Here is a 19,032-nt window from a genome sequence, read left to right as displayed (position 1 = left end):
TCGCAAACATCTGCGCAACGATTCATGGTTGACTACATTGATACAGGGAACGAGCCCCAAGGGCCGGATCAGGAGAAGAAGAATGCGCGTCGGTTGCCCCAAGGAAATCAAGAATCACGAATACCGCGTCGGCCTGACGCCGGGCTCAGTCCGCGAATATGTCGCGCATGGCCATGAGGTGCTGGTCGAAACCGGCGCCGGCGCCGGCATCGGCGCCGATGACAATGCCTATCGCGCCGCCGGCGCCACCATTGCCAAGACCGCCGCAGATGTGTTCACCAAGTCGGACATGATCGTCAAGGTCAAGGAGCCGCAGCCCAATGAATGGGTGCAACTGCGCGATGGCCAGATCCTTTACACCTATCTTCACCTGGCTCCGGATCCGGAACAGACCAAGGGTCTTCTCGCCTCCGGCGTCACGGCAATCGCCTATGAGACCGTGACCGACGACCGCGGCGGCCTGCCGCTCTTGGCGCCGATGTCGGAAGTCGCCGGCCGCCTGTCGATCCAGGCCGGCGCCACAGCGCTGCAGAAGGCCAATGGCGGCCGCGGCGTGCTGCTCGGCGGCGTGCCCGGCGTGCTGCCCGGCAAAGTCACCGTGCTCGGCGGCGGCGTCGTCGGCCTGCATGCGGCCAGGATGGCCGCCGGCCTTGGCGCCGACGTCACTATCATCGACCGTTCGATCCCGCGCCTGCGTCAGCTCGACGACCTCTTTGCCGGCCGTGTCCACACCCGTTATTCCACTGTCGAGGCGCTGGAAGAAGAATGCTTCTCCGCCGACATCGTCGTCGGCGCCGTGCTCATCCCGGGCGCGGCGGCACCCAAGCTGGTGACCCGGGAAATGCTGTCGGGCATGAAGAAGGGTTCGGTGCTGGTCGACGTCGCCATCGACCAAGGCGGCTGCTTCGAAACCTCGCACGCCACCACCCATGCCGATCCGACCTACGAGGTCGATGGCGTCATCCATTACTGCGTCGCCAACATGCCTGGCGCCGTGCCGGTCACTTCGGCGCACGCGCTGAACAACGCGACGCTGCACTATGGCCTGCAGTTGGCCGACAAGGGCCTGAAGGCGCTGGTCGACGACCATCATTTGCGCAACGGTCTCAACGTCCACAGGGGCAAGATCACCAACCGCGCCGTCGCCGAGGCTCTCGGCTATGAGCTGGTAGAACCCAAGGCGGTCCTGGCCGCCTGACCTGATCTTAGCATGATCCCGAAAAGTGGAATCCGGTTTTCGGACAAGATCATGCTCAAACAAAAAAATAGCGCCCCATCCCGATACCATCGGGATGGAACAAGGCTCTAGCCAGTCGGTGGCGGTCTGGAAACGGCCTTTTCCTCCAACATGACGCTCGGTCTCGAATACCGCTATTCGCAGTATGAGAAAGAGGACTTCGGCTCGGGCGGCCTGCTGACTGACGAGCCTTCGTTCCAGACCGTTCGCCTCGGTGCGAAGTATAAATTCAACTAAAAAACCCGGCCAGGCACGGTCAAAAACCCGTCGGTCAATTCCGACGGGCTTTTTCTTTGCGCAAGGTCATAATTAGACAGGTCGGCTGACAACAAAAAAGCGGAGCCAAAGCCCCGCTTCCTCAGTCATCGAGATTCCCGCCGGTTCATCCGCGGTCGGCAAATCCATCGACACTCACCTTTTAACGAATGAATGCGACGGGAGTGCGACAGCTCTCAGCCAGCTACGGCCGCGCGCCGTCATGTTCGCGACGATCGCTGGCGCTGTGTGAAGTGTTTCACATCAGGCATTCGAAAAACCTGCGCAGACAGATGCTGCCAACTTGACGGCCCCAGCCGCCTCCGAACGCCTGATGTCTCCTATGCAGGCCTCGGCAGCAGCTTCCGTCACACGGCTCCCAACTGCCCGCCAGATCACCGGCGGGCATTTTTTTGTCAGGCGCGCTCGATGCGGCACTGATAGCAATTGTTGCGTGCAGAGCGGACATGGACATAAGCGATGTCGTCGCGCTCGAACAATGTCTCGGCTCGCGCCGCTATATCGACCGTAGGAATGACGCCGCCGCTGCCATAGACGATGCGGTCATCCGCTCCATAGCCGCGCACAATATAGTCGCTGCTCTCCAGTATGTCCGGCAGCGCTTCTGTCTCGGCTGCGCGTTCGCACTCCTGCGCATGCAGAAAGATGGGGCCGGTCTCGGCGTAAGGCTGCAAAGAAGGAAACGGCCGGTAGGCCAGGATCAGATAGCCATCGCCTTCGGCGACGTTTCTCAGACAATGCCGGCACGGCATGCCGTCGCCATCGGAAACCTTCCGCTCCGGCGTGCGGCCATAGGCGTCCGGACCGCCGCGCTGCAGCGCTCTGACGTCTTTTGTCGGCAAGGCTTTGAACTGAACGGTCATGGCTGAATCTCCGGTGTCGTTGACCGGAAAATATGCCGCGAAGCGGCTGCCTCCCACCCGATTCCTGCCAAGACTGTGAGGCCCCCAGCAGCCCGGCCATTTTCAAGCCGGACTGCTGAAACGTTGCATCAGAAACCTGTCCCGGTCAGCGGATGAAATCGTCGAAGCGGCGCAGCGTCACACGGCGGTTGCGCCAGTTTTCGTCCTGGGTCTGCACCAGCAGGAATTCCTCGCCATAGCCGACAGTTTCCAGCGCATAGCCCGGCACGCCGAACTCGCGAACCAAAGTGCGCTTCAGCGAGGCGGCGCGTTGCTCCGACAGGACCTGGTTCGACCGGAAGGAGCCGACCGCGTCAGATGGCCCTCGATCAGCACGCGGGCGCGGGGATCGCGGCGCAGGATGCGCTCCAGCGCGTCGGCGATGTTCTCGATCTTGCCGTATTGCGAACTGGAAATGGCCGCCGGGCCAAAGGCGAAATTGATGGACTGGATGTCGATCGAGCGCGCCTGGCGCCTCAGATCCGGCCGCCGCTTGAATTCGCGGATGGTGACGCGCTGGTTGGGTCGCAGTTTCACCCGGGGCGCCGCGTCGAGCTGTCGCTCGATCGTTGCCGCCGACGGCGTGGTCGCCTGTGCGGCGGCCAAGGTCGGTCCAAGGGTCGGCAGTGCAAGTGCAGCAATCAGCGCTGCGGCAAATGTACGTCGGCTCAGCATATCTTTCTCCTCGGCAATGGCCGCGTCCGTGTTGACGCCACCATGGCAAAGGCAGCCTGAAGCGCCGATGAACGGCTGGTTCAGCTTTCGGAGAGATTAGGGTCGCATGACGCTGGCCGAGCGCTCGGCAAAAGGCAGCGGATGCACGGTCTCCTTCTTTTGCGCCACCGGCGCAAAGCCGAGCTTCTGGTAGAGCGGCAAGGCGGCCGGATGATCGAGCGTACAGGTCTGCACCGTCACCCGTTTCGGCCCGTATGACCAGGCGGCGGCGATCGCCGCGCCCAGGAACCAGCGGCCGATGCCTTGCCCGGTCGCATGCTCCATCATGCCGAAATAAGCGAGTTCGACTTCCTCCGGCAGATGCGGCTTGAGGTCGAAGAACCCCGCCGGCGCGCCGTCGAGATAAAGCACCCTGATGTCGCGGTCTTCGCGGTGAATACCGGCCGCAAGCTCGTCATCGTCCAGCCGCAGCACATTGACCCAATGCCATTTGCGCCCCACCCGATCCATCAGATAGCGGTAGAAATGCAGCGGAATGTCCTTGGTCTTCAACAGCGCGATCTGCTTGTTGTACGGCACGGGCGGTGAATAGGCCGGCGGCACATGCATTTCCAGAAACGTGACCGTAACCTCAATGTTGTCCAGCGCGCCGTTTTCCATCGCCATCATTCCTTGCCCGTTGCAACGGGCGTATCGGCCAGCCCGCCCCATTCGGTCCATGAGCCGTCGTAGAGCCTGTTGTCGGTGTGGCCAAGCGTCTCCAGCGCCAGCGTGACGACAGCCGCGGTGATGCCGGAGCCACACGAGGTGACGACAGGCTTCGACAGATCGATGCCGGCATCCTCAACGGCCTTGCGCAGCCTATCCTTCGACAACAGCTCGCCATCTTGCGACAGCGCCGAATAAGGCAGGTTGCGCGCGCCAGGCATGTGACCGGAGCGGACACCGGCGCGGGGCTCGGGTTCGGTTCCGGTGAAGCGGCCGGCGCCACGGGCGTCCGCAATCTGGCTCTCTTTCGTTTCGACGATGCGGCGCATGTCGGAGAGGCTGGCGACCCGGGAGGCATCGAAATCGGCATAGAACACATTCGGCGCGATCTTCGTCGGTTCCGCCGTCACCGGCCGGCCCGCCGCCTTCCAGCGGTCGAAGCCGCCGTCCAGCACATAGACCTGGAACACGCCCATGACGCGAAACATCCACCACGCCCGCGGCGCCGAGAAGAAACCTGGACCGTCATAGACGACGATGGTGTCGTCGGCCGAAATGCCCATGGTGCCGACATATTGCGCGAAATGCTGCGGCGACGGCAGCGTGTGTGGCAGCTTGGCATCCGGGTCCGAGGCCGCATCGTGGTCGAAGAAGCGCGCGCCCGGAATATGCGCCGCCTCATACTCGGCGCGCGCATCGCGCTTTTGCGCCGGCAGATACCAGGACGCATCGACGATCGTCAGGCCAGGCTCACCAAGACGGCTCTGCAACCAGTCCGCGTCGACGGTGAAAGGGCTGTCATCGGCCATTGTTGTTCTCCCGCCCCGCCTCTGCGAGGCATTTTCTGGTTCAAGCTGCCGGCAGCGGTCCGAAGCGAATGCGAAAACGCCGGTTCTCGCGGCCCTTCTTTTCGATCTTGCCGATGTGGATCTCGCCGATCTCGCCGGTGCTTTTGACGTGGGTACCGCCGCAGGGCTGGCTGTCGACCGAAGCGTCGTCGCCGATGCAAACCAGACGGATTTTGCCAGTGCCGACCGGCGGCCGGACATTCTTGGATTTCACCAGGCCCGGATTCGCCGCCAGTTCCTCGTCAGTGATCAGCCTGATGAAGATCGGATGATCGGCCCGTACCAGCTCCATCAACCCGGCGGTGACATCCTCTTTGGTGAAGCCGGCATCGGGAGCGTCGAAGTCGACACGGCTGTCATCCTCGGAAACCGAAGCACCGGTGATCGGAAACGAACAGACGACGGTGAGCAGGTGGCAGGCGGCATGCATGCGCATAAGCAGATGCCGCCGCTCCCAGTCGATCGCGAGTTTTATCCGTTCGCCAACCTCCGGCACCGGCTGCTCCGGCGCCGGCACATGGATGATCTCGTCCTTGGTCTCGCCGGTGATGGTGGCGGCAATAGCGATGCGGCTGCCGTCGGCGCGCTCTAATGTGCCGGTATCGCCGGGCTGGCCACCCGATGTGGCATAGAAGATCGTCCGGTCGAGAATGATGCCGCCACGCTCGTTGATCGCGACCACCGTGGCTTCGGCCGTCTTCAGATAGGCGTCGTCGCGAAACAGCGCTTCGGTCTTGTGCGCCATCAGGCAACCTTCTCGTACGGCACCGAAATTGTGCTACGCTCGTCCATCCAGCCCGGCACCGGCAGGTTCTTCTCGCGCAGGAATTCCGGGTTGAACAGCTTCGACTGATAACGGGTGCCATAGTCGGCCAGGATGGTCACAATGGTGTGGCCGGGGCCAAGCTCACGCGCCAGCCGGATCGCGCCAGCGATATTGATACCGGTCGAGCCGCCGACGCACAGGCCCTCTTCCTGGATCAGGTCGAAGACGATCGGCAGCGCCTCCTCATCCGGAACCTGGAACGAGAAGTCCGGCGTGAACCCTTCGAGATTGGCCGTGATGCGCCCCTGCCCTATGCCTTCGGTGATCGAGCTGCCGTCGGACTTCAATTCACCGCTGGTGTAGAAGGAATAGAGCGCGGCGCCGAGCGGATCGGCGAGCGCGATCTTGACGTCCTTGCTTTTGGCCTTCAGCCCGAAGGCGACGCCAGCCAGCGTGCCGCCCGAACCCACAGCCGAGACGAAGCCGTCGACCTTGCCGCCGGTCTGCGTCCAGATTTCTTCCGCGGTGGTGCGGATATGGCCGTCGCGATTGGCGACATTGTCGAACTGGTTGGCCCAGATCGCGCCGTTGGGCTCGGAACGCGCCATCTGCTCGGCCAGCCGCCCCGACAGTTTCACATAGTTGTTGGGGTTCTTGTAAGGCACCGCCGGCACCTCGATCAATTCCGCGCCAAGCAGCTTGATCGTGTCTTTCTTCTCCTGGCTCTGCGTGTCGGGAATGACGATCACCGTGCGATAGCCCAGCGCCTTTGCGACCAGCGTCAGGCCAATTCCGGTATTGCCGGCCGTACCTTCGACGATGACGCCGCCCGGCTTCAACAGCCCGCGCTGTTCGGCGTCGCGGATGATGAACAGGCCGGCGCGATCCTTGACCGATTGGCCCGGATTCATGAACTCGGCCTTGCCCAGGATCTCGCAGCCGGTCAGCTCAGAAGCCTTGTTGAGGCGGATCAGGGGCGTGTTGCCGATCGCTTCGATCACAGAACGGGGCATCCGGGATTCCTTCATGTAGCTGCGGCGAGACCCTAGAAACCCGAAGCTTGCGTTTCAAGGCAAGAATTCGCCTGGTCCAGTCGCATTTCGGGTACTGCAATCTCCTGCCGCCGGATGGCGCGCGATGACGATCATTTCAACCTTGTGCTAAAAAGCGCTCTTTTCATTCGATTTTTTCACCGCTAGAGCACTAATGACAGATCGGCGGGGCGCAGAATGACACTTTACCGGGCCAACCCGAAGCACGGCGTCGCCTGGATCACCGGCGGCAGCAGCGGCATCGGCCGCGCTCTGGCCAAGGATCTTGCGGCAAAGGGCTTTGTCGTCGCGGTGAGCGCGCTTGACGAGCATCCGATCGACTCGCTCATCGTCGAGACGGCACAGATGCCGGGACGCGTAGTTGCCTATCCCTGCGACGTCACCGACGAGCCGCGCATGGCAAGCAATGTGGCGGCGATCGAAAAGGATCTCGGCCCGATCGTGCTCGCCGTCTTCAACGCCGGCAACTACATCGCCACACCCGGCGAAGACCTCAGGGTCCGCGACTTTCGCCAGTCCTTCGAGGTCAACTATTTCGGCATTATCAATGGTCTCGTCCCGCTGATGAAGCGCATGCGCATCCGCGCGCGCGGCCATATCGTGCTTGTCGGCTCGGTGACCGCCTATTTCGGCTGGCCGACCACGGCCGCCTATGGCGGCTCGAAGGCGGCGATCAACATCCTGGCCGAGTCGCTGAAATACGATTTCGACAAGATGAATGTCCGCGTCCAGGTGATGAATCCGGGCTTCATCGACACACCGCTGACCGAAAAGAACATGCTGCCGATGCCGGGACTGATGCCGGTCAACCGCGCCTCGCGACGCATGCTGCGCGGCATCGAAACCGGCGGCTTCGAGGTCACTTTCCCGCGCCGATTGAGCTGGGGGCTGAAGCTGCTGGCGCTGCTGCCGAGGCCCGTCTGCCGCTGGTTCATCAGCACGGCGACCCGCTGGACTGGGCGACCACTGAATTTCGATCGCAAGCCGCCGAACGACTAGAGCAATTCCAGGAAAAGTGTGAGCGGTTTTCCCGGGAGAAGCGCGTAGCGCTTGCCCTTGGGAATTGCGCAAAACAAAAAAGAGATAGAGCGGTTCGCCGTTTCCGTGAAACGGTGAAACGCTCTAGCTGTCCACAGGCCGGCTGTTGCTCGGGCGCAATAGCCGCCATAGGTTGAGATTTGTTGCGTGGAGTCTGCGATGGGGCGACGGATCGTGCTTGCGGTGCTGGGCGTCATCGTCATCCTTGTCCTGGCCTTCCTGCTTGGTCCGCGCGTTCCCGTCGACACCACGATCCGTTTCGATCCCAAAGTGATCGGCGACGATCCGCAGGCCTATCTCGCGCGCGAAGAAGCGGCCGTCCCCAACATCCGCGACGGGCTCGAGAAAGAAATCATCTGGGCCGACCCGATGGTTCACGCCAGGACGCCGGTGGCGATCGTCTATATCCACGGGTTTTCGGCATCGAAGGGCGAGGTTCGCCCGTTGGCCGACGAGGTCGCCGACCAGCTCGACGCCAACCTTCTCTACACCCGCCTCACCGGCCATGGGCAGGACGGTACCGCCATGGCGCAAGGCAGCGTCAATGCCTGGATCAACGACTATGAGGAGGCGCTCGCCATCGGCCGGGCCATCGGCGACAAGGTGATCGTCATCGGCACCTCGACCGGCGGCTCACTGGCGGCATGGGCGGCGACCGAGCCTGGCGCATCTGACGGCGTCGCCGCAATCGCGTTCATCTCGCCGAATTTCGGCGTCAGGGCTTCAGGCGCCGAACTGCTGACCATGCCCTGGGGCAGGCAGATCGCTGAGCTTGTCGGCGGCAAACAACGCAGCTTTCCAACGCGCAATGCGCTGCACGAGAAACTCTGGACGCACACCTATCCGATGGCGGCCGTACTGCCGATGGCAGCATTGACCGAGCTTGCCTACGCAGCACCGGTGGAAAAAGCGAAGATACCGGCTCTCTTCATCTTCTCGGATTCAGACAGCGTGGTGCGGGAAGACCGCACCCGCGAGATCGCCGGCCGCTGGGGCGCACCGCACGAACTGGTGCCGGTCGACGACAATGGCGATCCCGACAACCACGTCATCGCCGGCGACGCGTTGTCGCCGTCGACCACGGCATTCCTGGCGCAGCGGATTGTCGTTTGGGTGAAGGCAATTACCGAGTAGCCGCAAAACGAAAAGGACGGCCGAAGCATTGCTCGGTCCGTCCTCATTTCTACAGTCAGCAATCAAGCCAGGCGCGACGCGCCTGGCCGATTGTCCGATCAAGCAGCCCGCGCCGCAGGCCGCTTGCCGCCGAAGCGGCGCTTGTTGTTGCCCTTGAAGGGCTTGGCGCCTTCCGGCTTGCGCTCGCCTGCACCTGCAAAGGCCGGCTTGTCGCCAAAGCGCTTCTTGCCGAAGCCGTTGTTCTGGCCACCGGGGCGCCTGCCGTCGCGACGGCCATTGCGGTCGTTGCGATCGTTGGCCGGCTCGAAGCGCTCGTTCTTTTCAGCCGGATTGCGCACCGGATCGGGGCTGCCGAGATGGTCAGCAACGATCGGCAGCTTGCTGCGGATGATGCGCTCGACCTGGCGCAGCTTGCTGTTTTCCGAAGGATCGCAAAGCGTGATCGCAATGCCGTCCATGCCGTTGCGGCCAGTGCGGCCGATGCGGTGGACATAGCTTTCGGCTTCGTCCGGCAGATCGAAATTCACCACATGGCTGATGCCGGGGACGTCGATGCCGCGCGCCGCGATATCGGTCGCCACGAGAATGCGCACCGAACCCTCGCGGAAATCGTTGAGCGCCTTCTGGCGGGCGTTCTGCGACTTGTTGCCGTGGATGACGGCGGCCTTGAAGCCGTCGCGCTCGAGGTCCTTGGTCACTCGGTCGGCGCCATGCTTGGTGCGCGAAAAGATGATGACAGATTTCATCGCCGCGTCGGCGAGCATCGTCGACAGCACCTGGCGCTTCTGCTTGGTGCGGGCAAAGACGACACCCTGGACGATCTCGGCTGCCGCGGTGCTTTGCGGCGCGACTTCGACGCGGATCGGGTTCTTCAACAGGCCCTTCGCCAGCTCGGCGATTTCATTCGGCATGGTGGCCGAGAACAGCACCGTCTGACGGTCGGGCGCGGTCGCCTTGGCGATGCGCTTGACGTCGTTGATGAAGCCCATGTCGAGCATGCGGTCGCCCTCGTCGAGCACGAGCCATTTGGTGTCGGATAAGATTAGGTCACCTTCGCGGACCAGATCGGTCAGGCGGCCGGGCGTGGCGATCAGGATGTCGACGCCGGGAGCGACCTTCTTCACCTGGCTGAAGCGCGAGACGCCGCCAAGCACGAGAGCGGTCGAGACATGCGCGCCCTTGGCGAGGATCTTGATGGTGTCCTCGATCTGTACGGCGAGTTCGCGCGTCGGCGCCAGGATCAGCGCACGGGTGGTCTTGGCCCGGCGCTTGGTGCCGAGCGCGATGATCTTCGACAGGATCGGCAGCGCGAAGGCCGCGGTCTTGCCGGAGCCGGTCTGGGCGATGCCGAAGATATCGCGGCCTTCCATCTGCGGCGGGATCGCCTGCATCTGGATCGGCTTCGGCTCGGTGAAGCCGGCGCCATGCGTCGCCTTGAGCAGCGCGCCGCTAATTCCAAGGGCTGCGAAACCGGCGAGTTCCGCAGTGTTGCCGGTCGAGATGGTGTTGCCGGCAAGATTGTTTTCGTTGGTCAAAATAGTCTTCTTTCACGCGGCCGATGGCCGCAAACATCGACGCGGCAGGGCGCAACCTGCTGTCGAGTAAATTGATATGAAACGACAAGGCGGGCGGACGATGACGTCCGCTCGGCTGCGCTGTCGTGCCCGCAGGCATCATGCCACGGGGCTTTTTCGCCACCTTGCCGATCGACCTAAAGTCGATTTAACGGAAAGAGGGAAAACAGACGCAACCAGTCTCATTCGTCGAGAAGGCCGGAATCTCCCGGCCCAAGCGCCTATGGGCTGCATATGGCTGAGTTCGCCCCGGAATGCAAGAGGCGTCATGTTGCAGCGCAGCAAAATCGAGGGCGAAAGCGGCGCTTGCGCGCGCCTGCAGGCATCATTACCACAAACACAGCTTCCATTTCTGGGGACCGAGCGATGAAGGACGTGCTGAAGGAACTCGAGCGCCGCCGGGACATCGCCCGCATGGGCGGCGGCAAGGCGCGCATCGACGCCCAGCACAAGAAGGGCAAGCTCACGGCGCGCGAACGCATCGAGGTGTTCCTCGACGAAGGCTCGTTCGAGGAATTCGACATGTATGTCGAGCATCGCTCGACCGATTTCGGCATGGAGAAGACCAAGATCGCCGGCGACGGCGTCGTCACCGGCTGGGGCACAGTCAACGGCCGTCCGGTCTATCTCTTCGCCAAGGACTTCACCGTGTTCGGCGGCTCGCTTTCGGAAGCGCATGCCGAGAAGGTCATCAAGGTGCAAGAGATGGCGCTGCGCAACCGGGCGCCGATCATCGGCCTCTATGACGCCGGCGGCGCCCGCATCCAGGAAGGCGTGGCGGCCCTTGGCGGCTATGCCGAAATCTTCCAGCGCAACGTGCTGGCCTCGGGCGTCATTCCGCAGATTTCCGTGATCATGGGCCCGTGCGCGGGCGGCGACGTCTATTCGCCCGCCATGACCGACTTCATCTTCATGGTCCGCGACACCTCCTACATGTTCGTCACCGGACCGGATGTGGTCAAAACCGTCACCAACGAGACGGTGACCGCCGAGAGCCTTGGCGGCGCCTCCGTCCACACGACCAAATCCTCGATCGCCGACGGCGCCTACGACAATGACGTTGAGGCGCTCCTGCAGATGCGCCGGCTGGTCGATCTGCTGCCGGCCTCCAACACGTCGGAGCTTCCCGAGATCGAATGCTACCAGTCGGTCACCGATCACGATTTGTCGCTCGACCGGCTGATCCCGGACAACGCCAACAAGCCATACGATATCAAGGAGCTGATCCTGAAGGTTGCCGATGAAGGCGATTTCTTCGAGATCCAGCAGAGCTTTGCCAAAAACATCGTCACCGGTTTCGGCCGCGTCGAGGGCCGCACGGTCGGCTTCGTCGCCAACCAGCCGATGGTGCTGGCCGGCGTGCTCGATTCCGACGCCAGCCGCAAGGCGGCGCGCTTCGTGCGCTTCTGCGACTGTTTTTCCATTCCCATCGTCACCTTTGTCGATGTCCCCGGCTTCCTGCCTGGCACCGCGCAGGAATATGGCGGCCTGATCAAGCATGGCGCCAAGCTGCTGTTCGCTTATGCCGAAGCGACCGTGCCGAAAATCACCGTCATCACCCGCAAAGCGTATGGCGGCGCCTATGACGTGATGGCCTCAAAACATCTGCGCGGCGACATGAACTATGCCTGGCCGACGGCGCAGATCGCGGTGATGGGCGCCAGGGGCGCGGTCGAGATCATCTACCGCAAGGATATCGGCGATGCCGGGAAGATCGCAGTGCATACAAAGGCTTACGAGGATCGCTTCCTGTCACCCTTCGTCGCCGCCGAACGCGGCTACGTCGACGAGGTGATCATGCCGCACTCAACCCGCCGCCGCATTGCCCGCGCACTCAGGATGCTGCGCAACAAGGACATGCAGAACCCCTGGAAGAAGCACGACAACATTCCGTTGTAGTCCACCGATGTCGCGACTGATCATCAGCGTCGGGCGGCGGTTCGGCAGGTTCGCGGTCCTGCTTTTCGTTGTCCCCGCTCTCATCATTTTCTGCGTCTGGATGTCCCTGCTCGACAGCCATCCGATCTGGTTCATTGCCAGCGGTTTCGTCGCCATGCCGATCGCGACCACCGCGTTGGCGTTCCTGTTCGGCACATTGTTTGCCGGCTTTCGGCGCAGCAAGGTCAAGGGCATCAGCGAAGCGGAGGCGCCTGGCCTGTGGGCGCTCTGGCGGAGCGTCGCCGGGCCGCGCCGGGCAGCGCGGACGGTTGTCGTACTAGAGGACGACCTGAATGCCAGCGTGCACGAAGAGCGCACGCTTTTTGGCCTTCTCGGCAACCGCCTGTTCCTGACCGTCGGCATTCCCATGCTGGCCGTAACCGATGAGACAGCCTTTGCCGCCATCCTCGCCCATGAGGACGCGCATGTGCGCAACAAAGACACCAATGGCAGCCTCAATCTGGCTGAGTTCGAAAACGGTTTCGGATTTGTCTTCGAGTACGCCCCGCCCGGTGCTACGATTACCGGCAGTCTGCTATACGCCGCAATCGGCTGGCTGTCGCAATCCCTGGAACGGGAAACCATCCGGCTGTCGCGCGATGCTGAAATCAAGGCGGACCGGCACGCGGCATCCTCCGGCGATGCGGCTCAAGCTGCCCGCGCTCTGTTGCTCATCGGCGCCGCGGACACGCATTTCAAAGAAAAGGTCTATGATCCCCTGGAACACGAGTTGCGGGGTGCGCTACGTGCGCCACGACCGCTGCTCGATCGGCTCCTGGGCACCGCCGGAGAGTTGCGCGAGCCCGCTTGCCTGAATGCCTTTGCCCGCAAGGCGTGGGAAAGCCCGCAGCGCGAAAAATCCACCCATCCATCATGGGCGCAAAGGCTGGCCGCGCTTGGCTATGCCGAGCCGCCCGATCTGAACCCGATAGCGGCAACCGCCCTCTCGACGCTGGTGACTTCGAGTGCCGCCGAACGGCATATCGCGGAATTCAATGCCAAATGGACCGCTGAGACAGAAGACTATCTCCAGCGCTGAGCTAGGAGCCTACTCCTCTTCCGCCGCGCCGAACCCAGCATCCCTGGTAGCATCGGTGGCACTCGCCCAGGGTGTCGCGTGGTTGTCGATGCGCATCTGGAAGATGAAATAGGTCGGCGAGCAGAAGCCGATGCCTTTCACCTTGGCGGCGCCCGGCGTATCCGACGGCAGTGACTGGCACATGTAATCCTCGCGGCAGAAATGATCGGCCGAGCATGCCGGCCGGTTGCCGCGGTTGACCGCGCCGCCGAGACACTGATCGAAATTGTTGGTCGCCACGCAAGTGTCGAACTTTTTGCCGCCGACCAGGCCGCAGATTTCATCCGGCATCGGCTTTCCCGCCTTGAAGGCGGCGAAGCTGCGGTCCTTGTCGTCGCAGGCGCGGTAAGCAATGCCCGCCGGCACGCCGATCTTCGGCGGCCGGCAGGTGTAGGCGGTTCGCGAAAAGGTCGGCGCGAAGGCTGCGAACTGGCCGGTGATCTTGTAGCGGTCGTTGAAAGGCTGCGACGCGTTGCTGGCGATCGAGCCGGTCAGGCAGGGATGGCCGGAAAACATCTTTGGGCTGTCCTTCGGCAGCAGACACTGCGCCAACGTGGTGCGCACGCCTGATACGGTCGCCAGCGGCGTGCAGACGGTGCCGCCGCCGCATTGCCAGGTCGCGCCGAAGCGCTTGCCATCGTTCGGCATCAGGCACGGCATCGCCATCTCGGCGGGCGCATAGTCGACATCACCGGTATCTGTCCACGTCGCCGGCGGCGCGAAGGACAGCGGCCTATACCGGTTCGGCTCCTTTCCCTCCTGCGTTGCGCGCAACCAGGCTTCGCGCCGCGGGATCTCGGCATGGAGATGCGGCGAGATGCCGACCTCAATGCGGTTGAGCGGTGACGTCGTCTTGTCGTCGAGGCCGATGAAATGAAAGCCGGCGGTCGAGCCTGCCTGGTGGCAGCCATGGCAGGCGCCATTGTCCAGCCGTTCGACCAGCGCCTCCGGTGTGCGCACCAGTTTCAGCGCTGCATAGTCGAGGCCGGCGAAATCCGCTGGCTGGAACAGTGGGGTAAACGGATGATTGGCCTGTCTCGCGCTGCCGAAGGTCGACCACGAGATGATCTTCTTCGCCAGGAATTCGTCGGGGATTTCGTAGACGCCGAGATCGACCGCCGCGACATTGGCGCTGACATAATCGGCGAGCCTTTTCTTCAGTGCCGCATCGTCCGCGAGCCGCGCGGTGTCAGGCGTATTCTCCAGCGGCTTCTCGACGACGGTGGCGCCATCGATGCCAAAGATCCGCATGAGGTAGGCCGCCTGCCCGCCGAACTCGGTCTCCTGCCCCGAGGGAAAGCGCACCACCTGCGCGTTGAGCTCGAGCTGCTTGAAAGTCAGTTCCTCCGGTTCCAGCGGCCCGCCGGCCAGCCAGCCGGCATCGACGTTTTCATCGAGCTGCGGCGTCCAGCGCCCGGCAACGCCGACACAACCGCCATCGGCATCGGGCGCCACGCTGTAGACGGCGTTGAAGTTGAACGGCAGCCGCGAGGCCAGAACCTTGCCGTTCTTGCGAAAACTATAGGCAAGACGATAGATAAAGCGCACCTCGCCACAGCTTTTATCGCCCGACAGGGAAGCGAAATCGCGCCGGTCGAGCCGGTTGACGACACCGACCAGCCGGAAGCGCGCGGCTTCAGTCTTCAGCCAGCGCATGTCCATGATGCGGCCGACATTGCCGTCGGTCACCTCATGGAGCATGCGCCCGCCGGCCTTCATCTCGGCCCGCAGTTTGGCAACATCGGCCGCCACCATGTCGACAACAGCATGATAGGCCGGCGCCTCGTTGTAGAGGGTCTTCAGATCGTCGTCGCCGTCGACGGCAAATAGGCCTGAGAAGCCAAAGCCCTTGGCATCGAGGGCGGCGAGCACCGCCGGATCGTCGACGATGGTCACCGGCTGCTCGGCGCGCACGCCATGCGACGCGAACAGCGCCATGACGGCCGCGAGGACGAACGCGAAATGCCTCATCCGATCGGCACTTTCTGCCGGGCTTCGACCAGCTCCTGCAGCACCGGAACCAGCGCCAGCGGCAGATCCTCGGCGATCAGCCCCGGACCGAAGCGGCTGCCGGCTTCTGCATGGATCCAGACTGCGGCGCAGGCTGCTTCGAAGCATGGCATGCTTTGCGCCAAGAGCCCGGCAATCATGCCTGCCAACACATCGCCCGACCCGGCAGTAGCCAACCATGGCGCGCCATTGCTGTTGATCGCCGCCCGACCGTCGGGTGCCGCGATCACCGTGTCGGCGCCCTTGTAGATGACAGTGGCATTGGCGCGCGCCGCCGCCGCGCGCGCGCTGGCGAGCTTGGACAGGCTTTTGTCATCAGCGATATCAGGGAACAGCCGGCCGAACTCACCCTCATGCGGCGTCATGACCAGTGCTGGCGCATCCGGCCTGCTGGCCGCCTCGAACAGCGTTGAGGCCGCGTTGCGGAACGACGTGATGCCGTCGGCATCAAGCACCAGCCCCTCGACACCACCCTCTTGCCGTTTTCCGGCGAGCACGGCGAGGGCGAAATCGCGCGCCTTGTCACCGACACCGAAACCCGGGCCAAGCACGAAGCTCGACGACCGGCGATCACCGAGAAAGTCGTGCACATCCTCGATAGCATCGGTCTTGCGCAGCATGATCGAGGTCAGATGCGCGGCATTGACCTGCATGGCATTTCCCGGCGACAGCACGGTGACCGCCCCTGCCCCGCTTCTTGCTGCGGCAAGAGCTGACAACCGCGCCGCACCCGTCGCCGATGGTCCGCCGGAAAAGACCCCGACATGGCCCCGCTTGTACTTGTGCGTGTCGACCGTGGGTACGGGCAACTCCCTGAGCCAGGACATTGGCTTGTTTTCCAACGTCCGCGACGCGACCTGCGCGATGATGCCGTTGCCGATGCCGATATCGGCGACAACGATCTCGCCGCATCGCTCGCGACCGGGCAACAGCAGGTGCCCCGGTTTCTTGCGCGCGAATGTGACGGTGATATCGGCACGAAACGCCGTGCCGAGAATGTGGCCGCTGTCACCGGAAACACCTGAAGGCAAATCGACGGCAACGACAGACAGGCCGGCGGCAATGTCTACGGCACGCGCCGCATCACCCGAGAGGTCCTTGGACAGCCCCGCGCCATAGAGAGCATCGATAATCAACGAGCCCTGCTCAGCGACGAAAGTCGCCAGGGGCCGGCGCTCCAGCGAGCATTCGGCCGTGGCAATCGCCGCATCGCTGCCTGCCCTCGGTTCACCGGACACCCACAGCGTGACATCGACACCACTTTCCCCAAGCAACCGCGCCACAACATAGCCGTCGCCGCCATTGTTGCCGGGGCCGCACAGCACGTGCACACGGCTTGCGGCGGGATAGCGCGCCAGCACCACCGCCGCGACCGCCTCGCCGGCGCGTTGCATCAGGCCATAGCCGTCGAGCGGACCGGCCGCGATCGCCAGCCGGTCGGCCTCCGCCATCTCGGCCGGCGACAAGACTTCGTTGCTCATGGATTGCCGATCCGTATTTCGCTCAAGGCTCTTTGTGCCGGTCGAGCATTGTCCAGTTTCGAGTTCGAAGCAAACGGCCAGGCGCCGAGCTGGCGTGCAGCCAATCCCTTGGAAGCCGCGATGCATGCCGCCCGCAAAATGCGCGATCTGCCTAATTATCGTGCAGACGCCTTCAGCAGCAATGTGTAGGCTCCGAACACCCGCGCCGCTTCCGAAGCAGTGGATGACGCGAATGTGCATCCCGGCCCGGCGCGGCATTGGAATTGCGCGAAACCGCTTCTCGTGGGCTGAAATTGGCACAGTTCGTGCTTGATGGAGGCGCAAGCGGGGCACACAACCCGTCTTTTTGGCAGTGGAGGCCACTTTTTACATGAAAAAGATCGAAGCGATCATCAAGCCATTCAAGCTGGACGAAGTGAAGGAAGCGCTTCAGGAGGCCGGGCTGCAAGGCATCACCGTGACCGAAGCCAAGGGTTTCGGCCGTCAGAAAGGCCATACCGAACTGTATCGCGGCGCCGAATATGTCGTCGACTTCCTGCCCAAGGTGAAGATCGAAGTCGTGCTTGGCGACGACGCCGTCGAAGGCGCGATCGAAGCCATCCGCAAGGCGGCGCAGACCGGCCGCATCGGCGACGGCAAGATCTTCGTCTCCAACATCGAGGAAGTCGTTCGTATCCGCACCGGCGAAACGGGTATGGACGCCGTCTGAGCTTTCTGATTTCAGATTAGCGTCTCCTCGAAACGTCATCACACAGGGAAGAAACGACATGACGACAGCCAAAGACATCATGAAGCAGATCAAGGACAACGACGTGAAATTCGTCGACCTGCGCTTCACCGATCCGAAGGGCAAGCTGCAGCACGTGACGATGGATGTCATCGAGGTCGAGGAAGACATGTTCGCCGACGGCGTCATGTTCGACGGCTCCTCGATCGCCGGCTGGAAGGCGATTAACGAATCCGACATGGTTCTGATGCCCGATCCGGACACCGTCCACATGGACCCGTTCTTCGCCCAGTCGACCATGGTCATCCTGTGCGACATCCTTGATCCGGTCTCTGGCGAATCCTACAACCGCGACCCGCGCGGCACCGCCAAGAAGGCCGAGGCCTACATGAAGGCGGAAGGCATAGGCGACACCATCTATGTCGGCCCCGAAGCCGAGTTCTTCGTCTTCGACGACGTCAAGTACAAGGCCGATCCTTACAACACCGGCTTCAAGCTGGACTCCACCGAACTGCCGTCCAACGACGACACCGACTACGAGACCGGCAATCTCGGCCACCGTCCGCGTATCAAGGGCGGCTATTTCCCGGTGCCGCCGATCGACAGCGCGCAGGACATGCGCTCCGAAATGCTGACCGTGCTGGCCGAAATGGGCGTGCGCGTCGAAAAGCACCACCACGAGGTGGCCGCCGCCCAGCACGAGCTCGGCATCAAGTTCGACACGCTGGTCCGCAACGCTGACAAGATGCTGATCTACAAGTACGTCGTGCACCAGGTCGCCAATGCCTACGGCAAGACGGCGACCTTCATGCCGAAGCCGATCTTCGGCGACAATGGCTCGGGCATGCACGTTCACCAGTCGATCTGGAAGGGCGGCAAGCCGACCTTCGCCGGCAATGAATATGCCGGCCTGTCGGAGTCGTGCCTGTTCTACATCGGCGGCATCATCAAGCATGCCAAGGCGATCAACGCCTTCACCAACCCGCTGACCAACTCCTACAAGCGCCTGGTGCCTGGCTATGAAGCCCCGGTGCTGCTCGCCTACTCCGCGCGCAACCGCTCGGCCTCCTGCCGCATTCCGTTCGGCTCTTCGCCGAAGGCCAAGCGCGTCGAGGTCCGCTTCCCCGATCCGGGCGCGAACCCCTACCTCGCTTTCGCCGCCATGCTGATGGCCGGCCTCGACGGCATCAAGAACAAGATCCACCCGGGTCAGCCGATGGACAAGGATCTCTACGATCTGCCGCCGAAGGAGCTGAAGAAGATCCCGACCGTCTGCGGTTCGCTGCGCGAAGCCCTGCAGAGCCTCGACAAGGACCGCGGCTTCCTGAAAGCCGGCGGCGTCTTCGACGACGACCAGATCGACAGCTACATCGAACTGAAGATGGCCGAAGTGATGCGCTTCGAAATGACCCCGCATCCGGTCGAATACGACATGTACTATTCGGTCTGAGCGACAAGTCTCGAAGTAAAGAAAAACCCCGGCGTCAGTCCAGACGCCGGGGTTTTTCTTTGACCAAACGACCGACGTCTGGCGTCCGATACCGGAAGAACAGGCTGAGGCGGAGACCAAGTCTCCGCCTCAGCGAAT

Annotated in this window: 15 protein-coding genes and 2 pseudogenes; 8 read left to right on the top strand and 9 right to left on the bottom strand. The window is 62.8% G+C overall.

Annotated elements, in window-relative coordinates; all coding sequences use genetic code 11:
• Positions 1-82 precede the first annotated feature (82 nt).
• Positions 83-1,198: an alanine dehydrogenase gene (gene ald / locus FJV77_RS03890; protein WP_142865557.1), complete on the top strand. Its 1,116-nt coding sequence runs from the start codon at positions 83-85 to the stop codon at positions 1,196-1,198.
• Between the two features lie 114 nt (positions 1,199-1,312).
• Positions 1,313-1,474: pseudogene (locus tag FJV77_RS03885) on the top strand (porin family protein); the annotation flags it as partial.
• A gap of 434 nt (positions 1,475-1,908) precedes the next feature.
• On the opposite strand, the gene FJV77_RS03880 reads toward FJV77_RS03885, so the two are convergent.
• From FJV77_RS03880 to FJV77_RS03855, 6 genes and pseudogenes are all read right to left on the bottom strand, one after another.
• Positions 1,909-2,376 carry a DUF1203 domain-containing protein gene (locus FJV77_RS03880; RefSeq protein ID WP_142865556.1) on the bottom strand — a complete coding sequence of 156 codons (468 nt, stop codon included), beginning with the start codon at positions 2,374-2,376 and terminating at the stop codon, positions 1,909-1,911.
• A gap of 145 nt (positions 2,377-2,521) precedes the next feature.
• Positions 2,522-3,090 (bottom strand): annotated as a pseudogene (locus FJV77_RS03875) (OmpA family protein).
• A 96-nt stretch (positions 3,091-3,186) separates the two neighbouring features.
• A complete protein-coding gene (locus tag FJV77_RS03870; protein WP_142865555.1) occupies positions 3,187-3,750 on the bottom strand; it encodes a GNAT family N-acetyltransferase in 564 nt (187 codons plus the stop codon).
• Positions 3,751-3,755: 5 nt separating this feature from the next.
• The gene (gene sseA / locus FJV77_RS03865; RefSeq protein WP_142865554.1) at positions 3,756-4,607 is read right to left on the bottom strand and encodes a 3-mercaptopyruvate sulfurtransferase; all 852 of its coding nucleotides are present in this window, start codon (positions 4,605-4,607) and stop codon (positions 3,756-3,758) included.
• Positions 4,608-4,647: 40 nt separating this feature from the next.
• On the bottom strand, positions 4,648-5,391 hold the full coding sequence (locus FJV77_RS03860; protein ID WP_142865553.1) for an alanyl-tRNA editing protein: 744 nt from the start codon (positions 5,389-5,391) through the stop codon (positions 4,648-4,650).
• A complete protein-coding gene (locus FJV77_RS03855) occupies positions 5,391-6,425 on the bottom strand; it encodes a cysteine synthase A (RefSeq protein WP_142865552.1) in 1,035 nt (344 codons plus the stop codon). The genes FJV77_RS03860 and FJV77_RS03855 overlap by 1 nt, the downstream gene beginning before the upstream one ends.
• 216 nt (positions 6,426-6,641) lie before the next feature.
• On the opposite strand from FJV77_RS03855, the gene FJV77_RS03850 reads away from it, so the two are divergent.
• Together FJV77_RS03850 and FJV77_RS03845 are read left to right on the top strand one after the other, a co-directional pair.
• Positions 6,642-7,463, top strand: coding sequence for an SDR family oxidoreductase (locus FJV77_RS03850; RefSeq protein ID WP_142865551.1), 822 nt, complete (start codon positions 6,642-6,644; stop codon positions 7,461-7,463).
• 198 nt (positions 7,464-7,661) lie between these two features.
• Positions 7,662-8,636, top strand: coding sequence for an alpha/beta fold hydrolase (locus tag FJV77_RS03845; protein WP_142865550.1), 975 nt, complete (start codon positions 7,662-7,664; stop codon positions 8,634-8,636).
• A gap of 98 nt (positions 8,637-8,734) precedes the next feature.
• Here FJV77_RS03845 and FJV77_RS03840 read toward each other — a convergent pair whose 3' ends face one another.
• Positions 8,735-10,171, bottom strand: coding sequence for a DEAD/DEAH box helicase (locus FJV77_RS03840; RefSeq protein ID WP_142865549.1), 1,437 nt, complete (start codon positions 10,169-10,171; stop codon positions 8,735-8,737).
• Positions 10,172-10,576: 405 nt separating this feature from the next.
• Here FJV77_RS03840 and FJV77_RS03835 point away from each other — a divergent pair, with 405 nt between their 5' ends.
• Positions 10,577-12,109, top strand: a complete 1,533-nt coding sequence (locus tag FJV77_RS03835; protein WP_142865548.1) for an acyl-CoA carboxylase subunit beta — start codon at positions 10,577-10,579, stop codon at positions 12,107-12,109.
• A gap of 175 nt (positions 12,110-12,284) precedes the next feature.
• Complete coding sequence (locus FJV77_RS03830; protein ID WP_185970181.1) at positions 12,285-13,187, top strand: M48 family metallopeptidase; 903 nt, start codon at positions 12,285-12,287, stop codon at positions 13,185-13,187.
• Between the two features lie 9 nt (positions 13,188-13,196).
• Here FJV77_RS03830 and FJV77_RS03825 read toward each other — a convergent pair whose 3' ends face one another.
• Positions 13,197-15,197: a hypothetical protein gene (locus FJV77_RS03825; RefSeq protein WP_142865546.1), complete on the bottom strand. Its 2,001-nt coding sequence runs from the start codon at positions 15,195-15,197 to the stop codon at positions 13,197-13,199.
• Entirely contained in the window at positions 15,194-16,717 is a 1,524-nt protein-coding gene (locus FJV77_RS03820) for an NAD(P)H-hydrate dehydratase (RefSeq protein WP_142865545.1), read from the bottom strand. The genes FJV77_RS03825 and FJV77_RS03820 overlap by 4 nt, the downstream gene beginning before the upstream one ends.
• A 370-nt stretch (positions 16,718-17,087) precedes the next feature.
• Here FJV77_RS03820 and FJV77_RS03815 point away from each other — a divergent pair, with 370 nt between their 5' ends.
• Complete coding sequence (locus FJV77_RS03815) at positions 17,088-17,426, top strand: P-II family nitrogen regulator (protein ID WP_006205430.1); 339 nt, start codon at positions 17,088-17,090, stop codon at positions 17,424-17,426.
• A 58-nt stretch (positions 17,427-17,484) separates the two neighbouring features.
• A complete protein-coding gene (gene glnA, locus FJV77_RS03810; protein ID WP_142865544.1) occupies positions 17,485-18,894 on the top strand; it encodes a type I glutamate--ammonia ligase in 1,410 nt (469 codons plus the stop codon).
• Positions 18,895-19,032 lie beyond the last annotated feature (138 nt).

The sequence above is a fragment of the Mesorhizobium sp. WSM4306 genome (genome assembly GCF_007003975.1).
Classification (GTDB): domain Bacteria; phylum Pseudomonadota; class Alphaproteobacteria; order Rhizobiales; family Rhizobiaceae; genus Mesorhizobium.
Note: the sequence above shows the minus strand (reverse complement) of the source record. Positions and strands in the feature narration are given on the sequence as shown.

Coding starts and splice junctions, on each gene's coding strand:
- ald (WP_142865557.1), top strand. CDS start 83: ATGCGCGTCGGTTGCCCCAAGGAAATCAAGAATCACGAATACCGCGTC.
- FJV77_RS03880 (WP_142865556.1), bottom strand. CDS start 2,376: ATGACCGTTCAGTTCAAAGCCTTGCCGACAAAAGACGTCAGAGCGCTG.
- FJV77_RS03870 (WP_142865555.1), bottom strand. CDS start 3,750: ATGGAAAACGGCGCGCTGGACAACATTGAGGTTACGGTCACGTTTCTG.
- sseA (WP_142865554.1), bottom strand. CDS start 4,607: ATGGCCGATGACAGCCCTTTCACCGTCGACGCGGACTGGTTGCAGAGC.
- FJV77_RS03860 (WP_142865553.1), bottom strand. CDS start 5,391: ATGGCGCACAAGACCGAAGCGCTGTTTCGCGACGACGCCTATCTGAAG.
- FJV77_RS03855 (WP_142865552.1), bottom strand. CDS start 6,425: ATGCCCCGTTCTGTGATCGAAGCGATCGGCAACACGCCCCTGATCCGC.
- FJV77_RS03850 (WP_142865551.1), top strand. CDS start 6,642: ATGACACTTTACCGGGCCAACCCGAAGCACGGCGTCGCCTGGATCACC.
- FJV77_RS03845 (WP_142865550.1), top strand. CDS start 7,662: ATGGGGCGACGGATCGTGCTTGCGGTGCTGGGCGTCATCGTCATCCTT.
- FJV77_RS03835 (WP_142865548.1), top strand. CDS start 10,577: ATGAAGGACGTGCTGAAGGAACTCGAGCGCCGCCGGGACATCGCCCGC.
- FJV77_RS03825 (WP_142865546.1), bottom strand. CDS start 15,197: ATGAGGCATTTCGCGTTCGTCCTCGCGGCCGTCATGGCGCTGTTCGCG.
- FJV77_RS03820 (WP_142865545.1), bottom strand. CDS start 16,717: ATGAGCAACGAAGTCTTGTCGCCGGCCGAGATGGCGGAGGCCGACCGG.
- FJV77_RS03815 (WP_006205430.1), top strand. CDS start 17,088: ATGAAAAAGATCGAAGCGATCATCAAGCCATTCAAGCTGGACGAAGTG.
- glnA (WP_142865544.1), top strand. CDS start 17,485: ATGACGACAGCCAAAGACATCATGAAGCAGATCAAGGACAACGACGTG.